Source organism: Amycolatopsis bartoniae (genome assembly GCF_014191255.1).
Classification (GTDB): Bacteria; Actinomycetota; Actinomycetes; order Mycobacteriales; family Pseudonocardiaceae; genus Amycolatopsis_E; species Amycolatopsis_E bartoniae.
On the sequence record NZ_JACHWH010000011.1, the window covers coordinates 1 to 16,784 of the forward strand.

At 69.8% G+C, this 16,784-nt stretch carries 9 protein-coding genes; 1 reads left to right on the top strand and 8 read right to left on the bottom strand.

Annotation, left to right across the window (positions count from 1 at the left end; translation table 11 throughout):
* From FHX82_RS31740 to FHX82_RS31760, 5 genes are all read right to left on the bottom strand, one after another.
* The coding region (locus FHX82_RS31740) for a helix-turn-helix domain-containing protein (RefSeq protein ID WP_183176950.1) at positions 1-452 on the bottom strand (452 nt) is incomplete at its 3' end.
* 86 nt (positions 453-538) lie between these two features.
* Positions 539-1,585, bottom strand: a complete 1,047-nt coding sequence (locus FHX82_RS31745) for an NAD(P)-dependent alcohol dehydrogenase (RefSeq protein WP_183176951.1) — start codon at positions 1,583-1,585, stop codon at positions 539-541.
* Between the two features lie 468 nt (positions 1,586-2,053).
* A complete protein-coding gene (locus FHX82_RS31750) occupies positions 2,054-4,804 on the bottom strand; it encodes a family 78 glycoside hydrolase catalytic domain (RefSeq protein WP_145936025.1) in 2,751 nt (916 codons plus the stop codon).
* The gene (locus FHX82_RS31755) at positions 4,804-6,102 is read right to left on the bottom strand and encodes an MFS transporter (protein ID WP_145936024.1); all 1,299 of its coding nucleotides are present in this window, start codon (positions 6,100-6,102) and stop codon (positions 4,804-4,806) included. Before FHX82_RS31755 ends, FHX82_RS31750 begins: the two co-directional genes overlap by 1 nt.
* A gap of 132 nt (positions 6,103-6,234) precedes the next feature.
* The gene (locus FHX82_RS31760; protein ID WP_221216830.1) at positions 6,235-7,284 is read right to left on the bottom strand and encodes a LacI family DNA-binding transcriptional regulator; all 1,050 of its coding nucleotides are present in this window, start codon (positions 7,282-7,284) and stop codon (positions 6,235-6,237) included.
* A gap of 245 nt (positions 7,285-7,529) precedes the next feature.
* Here FHX82_RS31760 and FHX82_RS31765 point away from each other — a divergent pair, with 245 nt between their 5' ends.
* A complete protein-coding gene (locus FHX82_RS31765) occupies positions 7,530-9,704 on the top strand; it encodes an alpha-L-rhamnosidase C-terminal domain-containing protein (RefSeq protein ID WP_145936023.1) in 2,175 nt (724 codons plus the stop codon).
* 58 nt (positions 9,705-9,762) lie between these two features.
* Here FHX82_RS31765 and FHX82_RS31770 read toward each other — a convergent pair whose 3' ends face one another.
* Genes FHX82_RS31770 through FHX82_RS31780 form a run of 3 tightly spaced genes read right to left on the bottom strand, consistent with a single transcriptional unit; the run spans position 9,763 to position 16,662 of the window.
* A complete protein-coding gene (locus tag FHX82_RS31770; RefSeq protein ID WP_145936022.1) occupies positions 9,763-12,315 on the bottom strand; it encodes a beta-glucosidase family protein in 2,553 nt (850 codons plus the stop codon).
* 24 nt (positions 12,316-12,339) lie between these two features.
* Positions 12,340-13,944 (bottom strand): carboxylesterase/lipase family protein, encoded by a 1,605-nt coding sequence (locus FHX82_RS31775; protein ID WP_145936021.1) that lies wholly within the window; start codon positions 13,942-13,944, stop codon positions 12,340-12,342.
* 27 nt (positions 13,945-13,971) lie between these two features.
* The gene (locus FHX82_RS31780) at positions 13,972-16,662 is read right to left on the bottom strand and encodes an alpha-L-rhamnosidase (protein WP_145936020.1); all 2,691 of its coding nucleotides are present in this window, start codon (positions 16,660-16,662) and stop codon (positions 13,972-13,974) included.
* Positions 16,663-16,784 lie beyond the last annotated feature (122 nt).

Consider the following 16,784-nt stretch of genomic DNA (forward strand, 5'->3'; position numbering starts at 1 on the left):
TCGGTGTCGAAGTGCGGCGCGTACAGGGCCCGGCCGAGGAGGTTGGCCGCCACCAGATCCTGGTTGGCGTTGTGCACGATCGCCGGCACCGCCATGTTGTCCAGCACCCGCTGCACCGAGGTGCGCACCCGCTGGGGCACCGGCTCCCTCCGGGGCGCGCGGGAGGCGGCGGGCGCGGTGCGCGCCAGGTCGAACAGGTACTCGCGCTCGACGTCGTTGAGCAACAGCGCCCGGGCGATGGCGTTGAGCACGCTCTCCGACGCGCCACGGATGTTGCCGCGCTCCAGCCGCGTGTAGTAATCGAGGCTGACCCCGGCCAGCAGAGCCACCTCTTCACGGCGCAAACCCGGGACGCGCCGCTCCTCGCCGAGATCGGGAAGACCCACCTGCCGCGGGGTGACGTTCGCGCGGCGGGAGACCAGGAACTCCCGCACCTCGTCCTTCGTGCTCATGAACCCACGTTAAGTCCCGTCCGGCACCGGGTGGGGGGTTGGGTCAGAACCCCCCCCACCCGGTGGCAGGACACGCCCGGCTAGCGTCAGGCGGCGAGTGTGGTGGTGTCGATCACGAACCGGTACCGCACGTCCGAAGCCAGAACCCGGTCCCACGCCTGGTTGATCTGGTCCGCGGCGATGATCTCGACCTCGGGGGCGATGCCGTGCCCGGCGCAGTAGTCGAGCATCTCCTGCGTCTCGGCGATACCCCCGATCATCGAACCGGCGTAGGAGCGCCGTCCGCCGATCAACGACATCACGTGCAGGTCCAGCGGCTCGCCCGGGGCACCGACATTGACCAGGGCACCGTCCACGGCCAGCAGCCCGAGGAACGCGTCCACGTCGATCGGCGCGCTGACGGTGTTGAGGATCAGGTCGAACCGCCCGGCCAGGGCCTGGAACGTCTCGGGGTCGCTGGTCGCGTGGTAGTGGTCGGCGCCGAGCCGCAGCCCGTCCTCGCGCTTGCCCAGCGTCCGGGACAGCACGGTCACCTCGGCTCCCATGGCGTGGGCGAACTTCACGGCCAGATGGCCCAGCCCGCCCATCCCCACGATCGCGACCTTCCGCCCCGGGCCGGCACCCCAGCGCTTGAGCGGCGAATAGGTGGTGATGCCCGCACACAGCAGCGGGGCGGCCTTCTCGAACGGGATCGCGTCGGGAATGCGCAGCACGAAGTCCTCGTCGACGACGACCCCGGTGGAGTAGCCGCCCTGGGTGACCGTGCCGTCCCGGTCGGTCCCCGCGTAGGTGGCGATCATGCCCTCGACGCAGTACTGCTCGTCCCCGGCCTGGCAGTGGGCACACTTACCGCAGGAGCCGACCATGCAGCCCACGCCCACCCGGTCGCCCGCCCGGTAACGGGTCACCTCCGAGCCGACCTCGGCGACCACACCGGCGATCTCGTGCCCCACCGTCAGCGGATACGGCTGCGGCCCCCAGTCGCCACGGACGGTGTGGATATCGGAATGGCAGACACCGGCCCACCGGATGTCGATGCGCACATCCTTCGGGCCGACCTCACGCCGCTCGACCGTCCCCGGCACCAGCGGCTCGGTGGCGGAACGCGCGACATAGGCGTGCACAGAAGTCATGGGATTTCGGATTCCTTCACAGATGGGATGATCTTTCAGCGCGACGCGGGCACAACCCAGCCCCGGCAACACCCAGTCAACCCGTCCTCCCATCCGCGCGGGAGGTTCTCCCAAGCCCCCTCACGTGCACGGAAGCGCCGGTAACGTCGCCACCGGTATCGGCACAGTCAGAAATTCCCGGGGGCAGGTGGCCGAGTCGCAGGTCGATCCCCGGTGACGAGGATGCGCGCCATGTCCCGCTCCCGCCGTCCACAACGGACACTTTCAGGGCGCCTTCCTGCACGCACTGGCGGAATGATCCGGGGTGCAGCTCCATCAAGGTGCTGCTGACGGCGTAGCCGGGACGTCGTGCCGACCGCGGCGGGCACCGGGACCGTCCACGGGCATTCGTGGCGTTCGGGAGGAGCACTGAACACCACATCGGGTGCGTTTCCTCGCCACGGCGAAGGAGCCCGCGGCGCCCGGCCCCTACCCGGGGAGCGCGGCCAGCGCCTTTTCGATGGCCTCCACGATCTCGAGCGGCGTGTGGCTCAACGGATCCCGCAGCCGGCGGCCGGGCGTCCACCGGGTGGAGCGGCGGAAGGCGGCGGCCCGGCCGGGATCGATCGAGCTGATCGCTCCCAGGACGGCCCGGTACGCCTCGACGTCGTCGACGATCGTGGCGAGGTCGCTGTCGAGCCCCAGCCCGGTCCGCGTGCGACGCGGGCGCGGGTGGCTCTCGGTCCAGGTGTGGGTTCCGCTGCCCACTTCGTGTTCGGCGCCGGACGGCAGACGGACGCACGCCCTGGTGTTGGGTGGGACCTCGATCTCGAAGCGAACCAGGTCGTTCGAGCGGCACCACCCGGCCGACGCCCGCCCGTACGGGGTGTCGTGCCACGCGAAAGCGTCGTCGAGCGTGTCGAGCAGGGTGGGGGCGACCCGAATGCGCCGGTAGCCGGGTTCCGCGGGTGCGAGACCGGCCACGCACCGGTGCAGCCAGTCCGCGACCGCACCGAGCGCGTAGTGGTTGAACGACGTCATCTGACCGGGGTTGATCGTGCCGTCTTCCAGCATCGAGTCCCAGCGCTCCCAGATGGTGGTGGCGCCCATCCTCACCGGATACAGCCACGACGGGCACTCGGTCTGGAGCAACAGCCGCGACGCCGCGTCCACGTGCCCGGTCGCCGTGAGCGCGTCACAGATGATCGGCGTGCCGACGAAGCCAGTGGCGATGTGGTACCCGTAGGCCCGGACGAGGTGCCGCAGCCGCTCCCCCATCGCGGCTTTCCGTTCGCCGTCGACGAGGCCGAAGACGATCGCGAGGGCGTAGGCCGTCGGTGCGTCCGACATCATCCGGCCCGAGGGCGTGACGTAGGTCCGGCGGAACTCCTCGGCGATCCTCGCCGCGAGGTCGCCGTACCGGCGGGCATCTTCGTCGCGACCCAGTATCCGGGCGGCCTGCGCGGTGAGGTCGGCCGAGCGGTGGAAGTAGGCCGTCGCCACCAGTCCGGCGTCGGTCTTGGCCTGGCCGGGCTGGTCCGGCGGGGCGTCCGGGTCGAGCCAGTCGCCGAACTGGACACCGCTCTCCCACAGCAACTTGCCGTCCGTGCGGTCCGTGACGGTGTCCACCCAGGCCGCCATGGCTTCGAAACAGGTCGCGATGGCGTCGTGATCGCCGAAGCGCTCCCGAAGGACGGTGGGCACGACGGTGATCACGTCACCCCAGGCCGCGACCGGCTCCAGTTGCCCGGGCACCTGCGGGATGACGGCGGGCACCGTCATCGGGACGACGCCCTTCGCCGCTCGCTGCTCGAGCATGACGTCCTCAAGCCACGAGCGCAGGAACGCGTCGCAGTCGTAGAGGAACGACGCGGTCGGGGCGAAGACCTGGAGGTCGCCGGTCCAGCCGAGACGCTCGTCGCGCTGAGGACAGTCGGTCGGGATCGACAGGAAGTTCCCGCGCATCCCCCACACCACGTTGTCGTGGAACTGCTGCAGCAGCGGGTGCGAGGTGGTGAACCCGCCGGTGCGCCGCATGTCCGTGTGGACGACCGCGGCCGAGACCGCGGCGGGCGAGAGCTCGCCTGGCCAGTTCTCGACTTCGACGTACCGGAAGCCGTGGAACGTCCAGCGGGGCTCCCAGGTCTCCTCGCCCTCGCCGCGGAGGGTGTACCGGTCGGTGGCCGCGGCGTTGCGCAGTGGCCGGGTGCCGAGCTCCCCGCGCTCCAGCACTTCGGCGTGCCGCAGGGTGACGGTGTGCCCGCGCGGCCCCGAGACGGTGAGCCTCACCCACCCGACGAGGTTCTGCCCGAAGTCGAGCACCGTCTTGCCCGACGGCGTGGTGAGCACCTCGGCCACTTCGCGGCGCTCGATCACGCGCACCGGCGGGCCTGACCGGGGTTCCGGCCGCACGTCCGGGACCTCCACCAGCACGACCGGGCGCCAGTCGTCGCCGCTCCGCCGCGCGTCGTAGGTCTCGCCCTGATAGATGCTTGCCGCGACGACCGGGCCCGGGGACCACTGCCAATCCTCGCCGGTGACGACCGTGGTGCTGGTGCCGTCCTCGTATTCGATCACCAGCTGCGCCGCCGCGGCGGGATTGCCTTCGTAGAAGCGTCGTGCCGCGTCGCGGAACCCGAAGTCCTCGGTGTACCAACCACCGGCGAGCTCGATCCCGATCGTGTTGGTTCCCTGACGCAGGTGCGCGGTCACGTCGTTGACGTCGTACAGCAGCCGCCACTGGTAGCTCGTCCACCCCGGCTTCAGTACCGCGTCGTCGACCGCCGAGCCGTTGAGGCGGACGTCGTAGGCGCCGAACGCCGTCGCGTAGAGGAAGGCCCGCCGGACACCGCCGTGCACGTCGAAGGTGGCGCGCAGCAGATGCGGTTCGTCCGAACCGGACCCGACGAACCGCGCGCGCCACTCGCCCGATTCGAGGAACCCCGCCGTCACCTCGGCCGGTTCACTCCACGGCGAAACCGACCCGTCGACGCCCTCGACCCGCACCCGGACCGCGACGGTTTCCCGTGGCCGCAACGGAGCGAACGGCCACTCGACGAAGACCGACTCGTCCCCGTCGAGCGACGCGGTCACCCTCGCCTCCGCGGTGACGAGCTCGATCTCCGCCCTCGCCTGAAGCCAGTTCTCCGTCCGCGACAACGTTTTCCACGTCAGCCGCGGAGCCGGGGTGGCGGTGAAGGGCTCGCCGGAGCCGATGCGGACGACGGGGCCGGTCGTCATCACAGAGCCTCCTTGGTGGTGAGGTCGGTGGTCCGGTCAGCCGACTGCGGTGCGGTGCTGCGCCGGCGGCGGAGGATCACCGCGCCCACGCCGCCCGACAGCACGGCGAACGCGGCCAGCAGGAAGTACAGACCACTCGGGCTCCACCCGATCAGCGCGGGCGTGACGAGCGCGAAGCCGGCCGCGATGAAGCGGGCGATGGCGATGGTGAAGCCCTGCACCGTCGCGCGGGCGTTGACCGGGAACGACTCCTGCGTCCAGATCTTGTACAGCGCCTCACCGATGAACGGGAAAGCGACGTTGTAGAGGACCAGGGCGGCGATCATCGCCGGCAGCACGACGCCGCCGGTGACGGCGATGAGCAGCTGACAGGCGACGAAGACGACCACGCCGAAGGCGAAGAACCGGCTGCGCCACTTCGTGTCCGCGATGCGGGTGAACACGATCGTGCCGACCAGCCCGATCAGGGTGGTCCCGAACGACAGGCCGGTGGCCACCGTCTGCGTCGTACCACCGACCGTGACGAGGAAGTAGGTCTTGAAGGACCCGAAGGTGTTCGCCACGAGGGTGAAGAACAGGTAGAACAGCGCCGTCAGGGCGATCAGGACCAGCGACGTCCGGTCGCGGAGCAGGCCGGCCAGCGGTACGGCCTTGGCGGGGTCGACGCCCGCCGTCGCGTGCCGGGCCCGCGCCTCCTCCTCGAGCCGCTGGAAGGGCGGGTAGAAGGCGCGGAACACGAAGGTCGCGACCGCCAGCACCGCGAGCAGGCCGAAGATCAAGCTGATGCCGGGACCGCCCAGCCCGGAGACCGCGAACCCCAGCAGGGTCGCCACCACCACCCCGATCGTCCACATCACGTGGGTGAAGGCGACGAGCCGTCCCTGAGTGCCCTCTGGCGCACGCTCGGAGAGCACCGCCAGCGAGGTCGGCAGGTCGGCACCGGCGGCGATGCCCAGCACGATCACCCCGGCCACCAGCACGGACGCGTTCGGAGCCAGCGCGATGGCCGCCGCCGCGGCCGCGTAGAGCAGGATCGTCAGCGAGAACATGCGGCCCCGGCCGACCAGGTCGGCCAGCCGTCCACCGGCCAGCGAGCCAACGGCGATGAACAGCGTCAAGGCCGAGCCCAGCACCCCCACGGTCCAGACGTCCAGGTCGAACGCCTTCTTCCACAGGGCCAGGCCCAGCCCGACGGAGATGATCGCGCCCGAGTCGAGGAACGAGGCCATGCCCGCGGCGACCGCGAGCGTCCAATGCCGGGCGTCCAGCCCGGTAGGCGGCTTGGCGGTGTCGGCCATGAGGTCTCCTTCTTCGTCGAAGCAGTGTGCCGCTCAGTGGTAATACGTTTTACCTCTGGGCGTAGGCATCACATCACATGGCCTCCCGCCACTGTCAAGACCGAGGAGGCGCGAGAGGTAAAACGATTTAAGTCAGGGTTGAACCGTCGAGGCCCGCACGACCAGCTCGGGGGAGAACTCCAGCTGCGGCCGGGGCAGGTCAACCCCGTCGGCCGAGCCGAGGGCGTCGATTTCGGCGAAGAGCAGGTCGGCCACCGCGGTCCCCAGCTCCGCGTGAGGCGTCCGGATGGTCGTGAGCGGCACGATCGTGGACCGGGCGAACTCGATGTCGTCGTAGCCGACCACCGCGATGTCGGCCGGCACGCTGACGACCTCCGAGGACACGAAAGCCTGGACGACGCCGATGGCCAGCAGGTCGTTGGCGCAGAACAACGCGTCGGGGCGCTCGGCTGCCGGCCGTCGCGCGATCGCGTCCGCGCAGGCCATGCCGGCCTCCACCGAACGCTCCGGCACGGGGATGATTTCCAGGGTGACGCCGGGCGCCGAGCGCACCGCCGACAGCGCACCGTTCAGCCGGTCGGCCACCTGCTTCAGCTCCAGCGAGGAGGAGACGAACCCGATGCGCTTGCGTCCCTGCTCGATCAGATGGGTCGCCGCGAGCTTCCCGCCGGCCACGTGGTCGATCGACACCGACGCCTGCTCGGGCGATTCGGCGCGGCGGGCGCTGAGCACGCTCGCGATGCCGAAGGACCGCATCCGGGCCAGCTCGGCCTCCACGTTGCCGACCGGCGCGATGATGACCCCGCTGACCAGCTGCTTGGCGAACAGTTGCAGGTAGCTGCGCTCACGCTGCTCGGAGCCGGTGTCGTTGGCCATCAGCATGTACATGCCCTCCGCCGACACCCGCTGTTCGATCGCCGCGGCGATCTCGGGCGTGGTCGCTCCGGCGAGTTCGAAGGCGATGTAGCCGATCACCGGGCTGACGCCGGTCCGGAGGGTGCGGGCGGCGTCGTTCGGCATGAACCCGAGTGCGTCGACCGCCTGCTGGATTCGTTGCCTCGTCGCATCGGAGAGCTTGCGCGGCTTGTGGAAGTAGTTGGACACCGAAGCGGGCGAGACCCTGGCCAGCTCGGCGACGTCGCGAATCGTGACCCTGTTCAGCCGACCGTTCCTCTCCCGCACGCCGTACCCCGCCGCCCATGTTAGTGCAGACGCGGGAACCGCGATTCCGCCGCTGACCAGGGCTGACTCCGGGGCTCGCGGCCGGTATCGGACAAATGCTTGCCCAGCTCGCCATCGCGTCCGCAAGATGCCCTTCTGGCCGGGTCCCCCAGCCGCCCCACAGACCCTCCACTCGAAGAGGAGAGGAAGGCACTTGAATTGAAACGTTTACCTTCAGGAGAGCGAGCCGTCTGGCGACCGTCGGAGTGCTCGCTGTCCTCACTCCCGTTCTCGCCACCACCCCGGTTCAGGCAGCTCAAGGGCTGAACACCGCGGCCTGGAAGTCCTATGTGCTCGGGCCGTCGACCTCCGACGTCCACGCGGTACGAGCCAAGGGACGGGGCGACGTCAAGCATCCCCAGACCCTGGTGAGTTCCCACGGGCCGGCGACGACGCTCACGACCGTGGCGGGCGGGACGCCCGCTTCGGCGTTGCTGGACTTCGGCAAGGAGGTCGGTGGCACGCCCTACCTCGACCTCACCCGGATCAGCGGCGCGCCCACACTCACCCTGGTCACCGCCGAAGCCCGCCAGTACATCCGCACCCCGGCCGCGACGACCGTCCCGTCCGCGGTGCCCGCCGGTACGACACAGATCCCGCTGGCCTCCACGGCAAACCTCGAAACCGGCAACACGATCACCTTCACCCCTACCGGGGGAACTCCGGTCACGAGCACCATCACGGGTTTCGACACCACTGCCCGGACCGTGACGGTCAAGCCCGCGCTGACCGCGAACCTCCCGGCGGGCACGGCCGTCACGACGTCACCGGGCGCGCCGAGCTCGGACGAGTCCCGCGGTCTCGCCGGTGTCGGCGGCCCGGACACCTTCCAGCCCACCGCGCCCGGCCGGCTGACCGGCGGTTTCCACGGCGGCTTCCGGTTCGCGCTGCTCACCCTCTCCACCCCCGGCAGCGTCAGCCTCACCTCGCTGGGCGTGGACTTCCAGGCGTTCCGCGCGACGCCGGCCGACTACCGAGGCTGGTTCCTCTCCAGCGACGACCAGCTCAACCGGATGTGGTACTCCGGCGCCTACACACTGCAGATGGACCTCAAGGCACCCGGGCTCAACGGCCTGCCCGACGCGCGGATCTACGACGGCGCCAAACGCGACCGCAGCATCTGGACCGGTGACCTGCTCGTCCAGATCCCCACCCTGCTCACCAGCCTCGGCGACGCCGGTGCGCCCTACGTGAAATCGTCGCTCGACACGCTGCTGGCGACCCAGCGGGCCGACGGCGCCTTCCCCGGCTCCCCGGACTTCGCCAAACGCACCAACCCAGCGGGCTCGCCGCTCTTCTACTCCGACAACTACTCCGGCTACGGGCTGCGCGCCTTCGTCGACTACTACCGCTACACCGGCGACAAGGCCTACATCACGGCAGCGCTTCCCGCACTGCGCAAGGAACTCGCCTACAACGACAGCTTCCTCAACGCCGACCATCTGGTCGTGTCGAACGACCGCGACTACTGGCAGGCGACCCAGACCGGCGAAGTCACCAAGTACAGCATCGACTACTACCTCGTCCTGCGGGAGATGTCCTGGCTGGAGCGCACGGCCGGTTCCCCGGCGCTGGCCGATGGCAACGACGCCAAGGCCGACGCCATCAAGACCGCGGTGATGAGCAAGCTGTGGAACCCGACGCTCGGCGCGTACGGGCAAAGCAGCGCCAAGCCCGATGTCGTCGTCGAGGACGCCAACGCCCTGGCGCTCCAGTACGGGTTCGTCCCCGCCGGGCAGGAAGCGAGGGTCCTCGCCGCGCTGAAGACGCTCTGGACCCCGTACGGCGCCATCATGGGCCCTGGCCTGCAGGACCCGACCGGGCACACGATCGAACCGTTCGGCAACGGCATGGAGACGGCCGGCCGGTTCGCGACCGGCGACACCGCCGGGGCGCTGGATCTCCTGCGGCGCACCTGGGGTCCCATGGTGGACAAGCAGAACCCGCTCTACACGGGCGCGTTCTGGGAGTTCAAGAACAGCACCGGCGGCGTCAACCGCGCCACGGCCAGCCTCGCGCACGGCTGGGCCGCGTCACCATCCGTCCAGCTGACCGAACAGCTGCTCGGGGTCAAGCCGGTCGGTGCCGGCTACCAGACCTGGAGCATCGCGCCGAACCCCGGCACGGTGCGCTCGGCCGCCGGAGCCGTCCCGACCGCCTACGGGACCATCAGGACACAGTGGACCAACGATCGCGGGCGTTTCACACTCACCGTGCAGGCGCCCGCGAACACCTCGGGCACCATCACGGTCCCCGTCGGCCGCGGCTCGGTGGTCATGATCAACGGCCGTGACGCCGGTCCCGGGGCGAAGTCGGCCGGCAGTTCCGTGACGCTGAACGTCTCGGGCGGCACCTACGAGATCACCGTTTCCCAGCACTGACCGGTCCCCTGCGAGAAAGCGGCGCCGAGGGAACTCCTCGGCGCCGCTCTCGTCCGGGTCACGACAACGTGATACGACCCCGCAGCGGAAGGTCGGCCGACGAAGTCCCCACACCGACGGTGTAGTCCCCCGGCACGACCGTCCACCCGGTACTCGAGTTCAGCCAGACCGCGAGCTCGTCCCGGGGCACGTCGAGAGTCACCGTCGTACGCTGCCCGGGGTTGAGGGTCACCTTCGAGAAGGCCTTCAGCTGCTGAGCCGGTTCCTGCGCCGCGTCCGGCGCGGCGACGTAGAGCTGGACGACCTCCGAACCGGCCCGGCGTCCGGTGTTCGTGACCGACACCGAAGCCCGCAGCCCGCCTGGTGCCGGGGACACGCGCAGGTCGTCGAGCCGGAAGGTCGTGTACGACAACCCGAACCCGAACGGGAACAGCGGCTTCTCCCCCGACTGCTGGTACCAGCGGTAGCCCACCGCCAAGCCCTCGTCATAGAAGACATGGACCCCGTCACCCGGGAACTCGACACCCGTCTTGGCCGGACCTTGTTGGTCGGTCGCCGGGAACGTCTCGGGCAGCCGGCCGCCCGGCTCCGCGTCCCCGAACAGCATCGCCGCCACCGCGTTTCCCTGCTCCTGCCCCGCATACCAGTTCGCGATGACGCCCTTCACACTCCCCAGCCACGGCATCAGCACCGCACCCGAGGTGTTCAGCACGACCACCGTCCGAGGGCTCGCCGCGGCGACCGCAGCGACGAGTTCGTTCTGGTCGGCCGGCAGCGCGAGCGTCGAGCGGTCCATACCCTCGCTGGTGACGTCGGAAAGAACCACCACGGCCACCTCCGCCGCACGGGCGGCGGCCGCCGCCTCCTGGTGCAGCTGGTCGTACCCGGCCTGGGATCCGAGCACCAGGGAGGTGCGCGGGGCACGCCCGCCGACCGGCGCGGCCGCGACGTACGTCAGCTCGATGGCGTGGTCGCCCGCGGTCAGGGTCACGAACGCGTTCTGGACGGACTCGCGGCCCGGCAGGTAGGTCAGCACGACCTTGCCGTCGATGCTCAACGTCGTCAGCCCGCCGGCGGTGAGGCTGAACCGGTAGCGCCCGGCGGTGTCAGCGTGGAACGTTCCGGTGTACCGCGCCGACCACCCGTCCGTCTGGCTCGTCACGGGCGCCGGTGCCGCCGTGACGTTCAGGTTCGGGACCGTCTCGGTGCCCAGCGGGTCACCGGTCAGGTCCGTCGACGCGTAGTACGTGGCGGTCAGCCCGGGGCCGAACGCCGAGGCGGGGACAACCGGCAACGCGCCGATCCCGAGCGTCCCGCGCGCGTACGTCACCGGGATCGCCCCGGCCCGGGCCCGGATCCCGGCCAGCGGGGTCACGACCGGGCCGTTCGAGGTGACGCTGCCGGAGCCGCCGCCGTGGGTTTGGGCGCCCGCGTCGGCGGCGCCGCCGATGACCGCGATGCCGCGCGGCCGCGCGAACGGCAGGACACCGTCGTTCTTGAGCAGCACGCTGCCCTCGACGCCGATCCGGCGCGCCAGGTCGAGATGCGCCGGCGTGGAGACCACGGTGTCGACGACGGTTTCCGGATCGGGCAGCGGGTGGTCGAACAACCCGACGCGGATCATCGGCGTGAGCACCTGGGTGACCATGGTGTCGAGCTGGGCCTGGCTGACGCTGCCGTTCCCCACCGCCGCCTTGGGCGCGTCGCCGAGGTACGTGCCGCCGGGCATCTCGGTGTCCGAACCCGCCTTGGCGGTCTGGACGGTGCTGTGGGTCCCGCCCCAGTCCGACATGACCCAGCCGTCGTAGCCCCACGCGTCGCGCAGCGTGTCCTGCACGTTGACCCGGTTCTCCTGCGCCCAGGTCCCGTTGACCTTGTTGTAGGAGGTCATGACGGCCCCGGTCTGGCCCTGCTGGACCGCGGCGCGGAAGCCCGGGAAGTAGATCTCCTGCAAGGCGCGCTCGGACACGACGACATCGATCGAGTTGCGCAGGGTCTCCTGGTTGTTGGCCGCGAAGTGCTTCACCGTCGAGATCACGTGGTTGGACTGGATGCCGCGGATCGTCGCGGCCGCGAGCCGGCCGTTCAGGAACGGGTCTTCCGTGTAGGTCTCGAACGAGCGGCCCCAGTGCGGCACCCGGAGGATGTTGATGCACGGCGCCAGGGCGACGTTGTGCCCTTTGGCGGCCTGCTCGGCGCCGTAGGCCTTGCCGTAGTCCTCCGCCGTGCCCGGGTTCCACGTCGCGGCCAGCGCTTTGGAGTCCGGCCATTGGGTGACTCCCGTGGACCCGTTTCCGACCCCGCTGGGTCCGTCGGCCAGCCGGAGCGCCGGAATACCGAGGCGGGTGTTGGCGGGGATGTGGCCGGTGAAGCCTCTGGTGGCGGGAATGCCGTGGCAGTAGGCGATCTTTTCGTCGAGCGTCATCCGGGACACCAGCTGCCGGGCCCGCTTGACGGCGGCCTGCGCTTCAGCGGACGCCACGGGCACCGCGCGAAGCGAGCCACCAGGCGGCGCGGCCTCCGCCAGGCCGGTGGGCGTCACGGCCACGACGCCCGCCGCGGCCACGCCCGCTCCTGTGAACTGCAACATCGACCGACGGGTGACATCCATCTGCACACTCCTTCGTGTGTGGGATCAGGCGTGGGTCTTCCAGAACAGCCGTTCGGCCCGGTCCGGATCGTCGACGATCTTGCAGTCGGCGTCGAGCCACATCGTGGACCGGTTCTTTGGCGTATAAGCAGGCCAGGCTGGTGCGTCCGTCGCAATCGGACGGTCATGGTGAGCGAAGCCCGCCCACAGCGCGCTCATGTGCCGTGCGGTCGCCGCCTGTCCTGGCGGGCCCTCGGTGATGTTGGCGAATTTCAGGGGGATGTCCGACGCGTGCGGTGAGCCGATGGGGAAATCGGTGCCGGGCACCAGGGTCGGGTTCTTGTAGGCGAGCTGGTACATGAACACCGGGGCCGCGTGCTGTGCCGCTTTGGCCTCCGCGATCTTGATCGAGTCACGCCAGATGGGCGAGGTGGTGATCGCGAAGTAGAGCTGCGCCGGCGTGGCGTCGGGCCGCGACTTGTGGAAGGTGTCGATGATCTCGTCCAGCTCGGCGCCCTGGTACGTTGTGCTCAGCTCCCGGCGCAGGCCGGCCTCGTCGATGCGGAAGATGTCCGGCGGCCCGGAAAGACTGAAGAACACCATCTCGTCGCGGCAGGTGCCACACATCAGCGGTTTGGCCGCCGAGAAGGGCGCGGCGCCGTGGGCGAACGGGTGCCGCGGGATGACGTGGCCGTCGACGAAAGCACCGAAACCGGGAAGCGGGCCGGGATCGCCCCAGGGTGCGACGCCGTTCGCGGCCTCGGACTGCTGGATTTCGAGCAGTCTTGTAGCCGGAATCTCGTGCAGCCGGGGAATGTCCGATGTGGTCATTCCCAGCAGCTCCAGCGTGCGCCTCGCCCGGGCGGTGGCGCCTTCGCGGGTGGGGAAGCGCAGCGGCGCGGCGCTCTCGATCGAAGCCTTGCGGAACAGCGGCACGGCGGCCGGCATGGTGTAGACGGCCGCGGTCTTGGCGCCGCCACCGCTCTCACCCCAGACCATGATGTTGTCGGGGTCTCCCCCGAAGTTCTCGATGTTCTCCCTGGTCCAGCGCAGCGCCGCGAGGATGTCCAGCATCCCCTGGTTGGCGGCGTAATCCCGGCCGGCGAGGTCGCCGAGGAACAGGTAGCCGAGCAGGCCGAGCCGATGGTTGGACTCGACCACCACCACGTCGTAGAGCTGCGCCAGATGGGTGCCGTCCTGCCCGGTGGCGGAGCCGGAGCCGATCATGTAACCACCGCCGTGGTTGTAGAACATCACCGGCCGCCGCCCGCGGTCGGCGGCCGGGGTCCAGATGTTGAGGTAGAGGCAGTCTTCGGAGGGGGCCGGCATCCGGCCGTTGCCGTTCGGGCCCATCTCGTTGCCCGCCACCTGGAACGCCGGGTTCGGAAAGCTCACCGCGTCGCGCACGCCGTGCCAGCTTCGGGGCGGCTTCGGGGCCTTGAACCGTAGTTCGCCGAGCGGCGGCGTGGCGTAGGGCACGCCGAGGAACTTCACGATGCCGTCCTCCCGCCTCCCCCGCACCCTGCCGTAGCGGGTCGCCGCCTCGGTTGTCCTCGTCGAGGCGAGTGCCGGGACGGGCATGCTCATCCCGGCGATCACGGACAACGATCCGCCGATCATCGTTCTGCGGGTAATCCTCGAACTCTCCATTCGGACCTCCTCTTTGAGGCGTGGCGATCAGATCGAGGTCGTGAAGGTGTACTGGCCGGCGCCGACGGTGTGCGCGGCCGAGCTGCCGGGGAGGTGCACGGTCGCGGTCGCGCCGGGCGGCACGGTGACCTCCAACTGGAACCGGTGCGCGGACTTCGTCCAGCTGCTGCTGACCGTCCCGAACGGAGTGCGGTAGCTGCCTGCCGCGTGGGTCAGGTCGCCGACGAGCGCCGGAGCGATCTCCAGAGCGCGGTAGCCGACCGAGCCCGGAGCCTGCCGGATTCCGGCGACGCCGCCGACGAACCACGCGTCGACCTCACCGAGGAAGTGGTGGTTCTGTGAGCCGCCGCCGTCGAGGCTTTCCGACAACGTGGTGTGACCGCTGGCGATCAGGTAGCCGTAGCCCGGTGAGGTCGGGTTGACGACCATGTCGTAGAGGACGTCGTTGCGGTTCCCCGCTTGCAGGGCCCGGAAGAGCGGGCCGAGCGCGACCGAGCCGGTGGTGATGTGGTTGCCCGCCTTGCGCACCGACGCGACGAGCCGGTCGAGCACCGCGGCGCGGTCGGCGGGCGCGACCAGACCCGCGTCCAGAGCCATCGCGTTGGATGCTTCGCTGTCGCTGCCGTAGAAGACACCGGTCGCGTCGACGTGCCGGAAGCGGGCGGTGAACTCGGCGGCGAGCTGTCCGGCCAGAGCCGTGTACTTGGTCTGGTCGGCGGTCTTGCGCAGAACCTGAGCGATGCTCGCCATGTCGTGGGCGGCGGTGTAGTAGCCGGCGGTGATGGCCAGCTGCATCGGCGTGGTGTTGTCGGTCGCGGACCAGTCGCCCAGGCCGGGGATGTCGCCGTTGTTGGCGGCCTTGTTCGCGGCCTCGTAGTCCAGCCAGGCCACCATGTTGTCGTAGTACGTCGCCATGGTGCGGGTGTCGCCGTAGGTCTGGTAGAGCTGCCACGGGATGCGGACGATCGCGCCGCCCCAGTTGACCTCGTCGAGGAACTCGATGGTGCCCTGCGGGTACTGCAGCTTGGTGGGAAGGACGCGGTGGAACTCCGGGGCGATGTTGGCGATCAGTCCCGGTGATTCGTCGCCCGGCTGCCGTTGCGCGGTGGCCATGTTGCGCACGAGCTGCGGCTGGAAGGCCGACATGTCGTAGTCGGTGAGCAGCGCGTCGATGTTGTGCAGGTTGTCGCCGGTGTACGGGCCTTTTTCCCGGTCCGGGCAGTCGGTCAGGACCGACATCATGTTGCTCTGGATCGACCGCTCGGTGATGGCGTGGATCTGGTTGAGCAGGTCGCTGGACGAGGTGAACTCACTCGCGCTCGGGTTCGCCGCGTGGATGACGTCCATGGTCACCGTGTCCTTGGCCGGCGCGGTACGCAGACCACTCACCTGCAGATACCGGTAGCCGCTGTAGGTGAACTGCGGATGCCACTTCTCGACGCCGTGCCCGGAAAGGGTGTAGCGGTAGGCGATCTGGCTGCCGGGTTTCGCACCTGTGCTGCTGATGTCCAGCGTGCCGTCGGCGGCGAGCTTCTCGGCGGGGATCATGGTGACGGTGTCGCCGGCCTGCCCGGCGACCGACAGGCTGGGCCAGCCGGAGCGGTTCGCACCGAAGTCGAGGATGTAGGAGCCGTCGGCGAGCTTGCGGATGTCCGTGGGCCGCACGGTTTCCGCGACAGTGACCGGCGGGCGCGGGTTCGCGCGCAGCGGCGTCGTGTCCCGTGGCGTGGTGGTCTGGGACAGCTTGACGACGCTTGCCTGCTGCCAGTCCGTACCGTTTCCGCGGCGGGCGTCGTATTCCTCACCACTCCACCACGACGAGAACGTCGTCGGCCCCAGCGCGGTGCGCCACGTGCCATCACTCGAAACGACGTCGCGGCGCCCATCCTGGTAGGTGACTTCGAGCTGGGCGATGACCTTGGGCTCGCCGTACACCGTGTACTGCTCCAGGGTGTTGCCGAAGAAGTACCGGCCCGGCGTCTTCACCCGCTGGTAGGTGCCGCTGCCCGTCTCCAGGCCGATCGTGTTCGTCCCCGGCCGCAGCGCCCGAGTCAGGTCGTAGGTGCGGTAGTCGACCTCGGCGGAGTACGTGGTCTGCCCCGGTTCGAGGACCGCGTCCCCCACGGGACGTCCGTTCAGCGTAGCGGCGTACATCCCGAGCCCGGTCGTATAGAGGCGCGCCTGCTTGACCGGCCCGCGCACGGAGAACGCCTTGCCGAACACCGGCAGCGGCGTCTCCTTGCCGTCCGGCTGCGTGTAGTCGTACGACGGGTTCTCGATCCAGCGGGCCGACCAGTCGGCCGCGGACAGCAGCCCCATCTCCCAGCTCGACTGCGCGCTCCACGGCGAGACGCGCCCGGCGGCGTCCCAGATCCGGACCTGCCACCGGACGTGGTCGCGGGCGTGCAGGGCGGGGCCGCCGTAGGCGATGTTCGAGGTGTCGGCCGAGCGGACCTTCCCACTGTCCCAGAGCTCACGCGGCCGGGACGGGGTGTCGAGGGTCGCGCGGACCTCATAGGCGGCTTGCCCCGGCGCCGGCGGAAGCCAGCTCAGCAGCGGCTTGGCCGCGTCGATCCCGATCGGCTCGACGAGGTTCTCCGTCCGCAGCGCGGTCGGCTGCCCGAGGTGGCCGCCGCCCGGTGCGGCGGTGGCCGCCGGCCCGGACACGGCCAGCAGCACCGCGGTCAAGAGGGTGAGCAGGGGGCGCCGGTGGTTCATCGGCTGTCCTTTCGGCACGACAAGGGGTCACGCGTTCGAGCTCGGAGCCGACGCTGATGTTCCACAGCGACGGTTGGCAGGAGGGGCGATTGAAACGATTTATAAGTGCCAGATCTCAACGC

What these genes read in the sequence shown, in the direction of transcription:
- FHX82_RS31745 (WP_183176951.1), bottom strand. Translation starts at nt 1,585, where the DNA reads ATGACTTCTGTGCACGCCTATGTCGCGCGTTCCGCCACCGAGCCGCTG.
- FHX82_RS31750 (WP_145936025.1), bottom strand. Translation starts at nt 4,804, where the DNA reads ATGACGACCGGCCCCGTCGTCCGCATCGGCTCCGGCGAGCCCTTCACC.
- FHX82_RS31755 (WP_145936024.1), bottom strand. Translation starts at nt 6,102, where the DNA reads ATGGCCGACACCGCCAAGCCGCCTACCGGGCTGGACGCCCGGCATTGG.
- FHX82_RS31770 (WP_145936022.1), bottom strand. Translation starts at nt 12,315, where the DNA reads ATGGATGTCACCCGTCGGTCGATGTTGCAGTTCACAGGAGCGGGCGTG.
- FHX82_RS31775 (WP_145936021.1), bottom strand. Translation starts at nt 13,944, where the DNA reads ATGGAGAGTTCGAGGATTACCCGCAGAACGATGATCGGCGGATCGTTG.
- FHX82_RS31780 (WP_145936020.1), bottom strand. Translation starts at nt 16,662, where the DNA reads ATGAACCACCGGCGCCCCCTGCTCACCCTCTTGACCGCGGTGCTGCTG.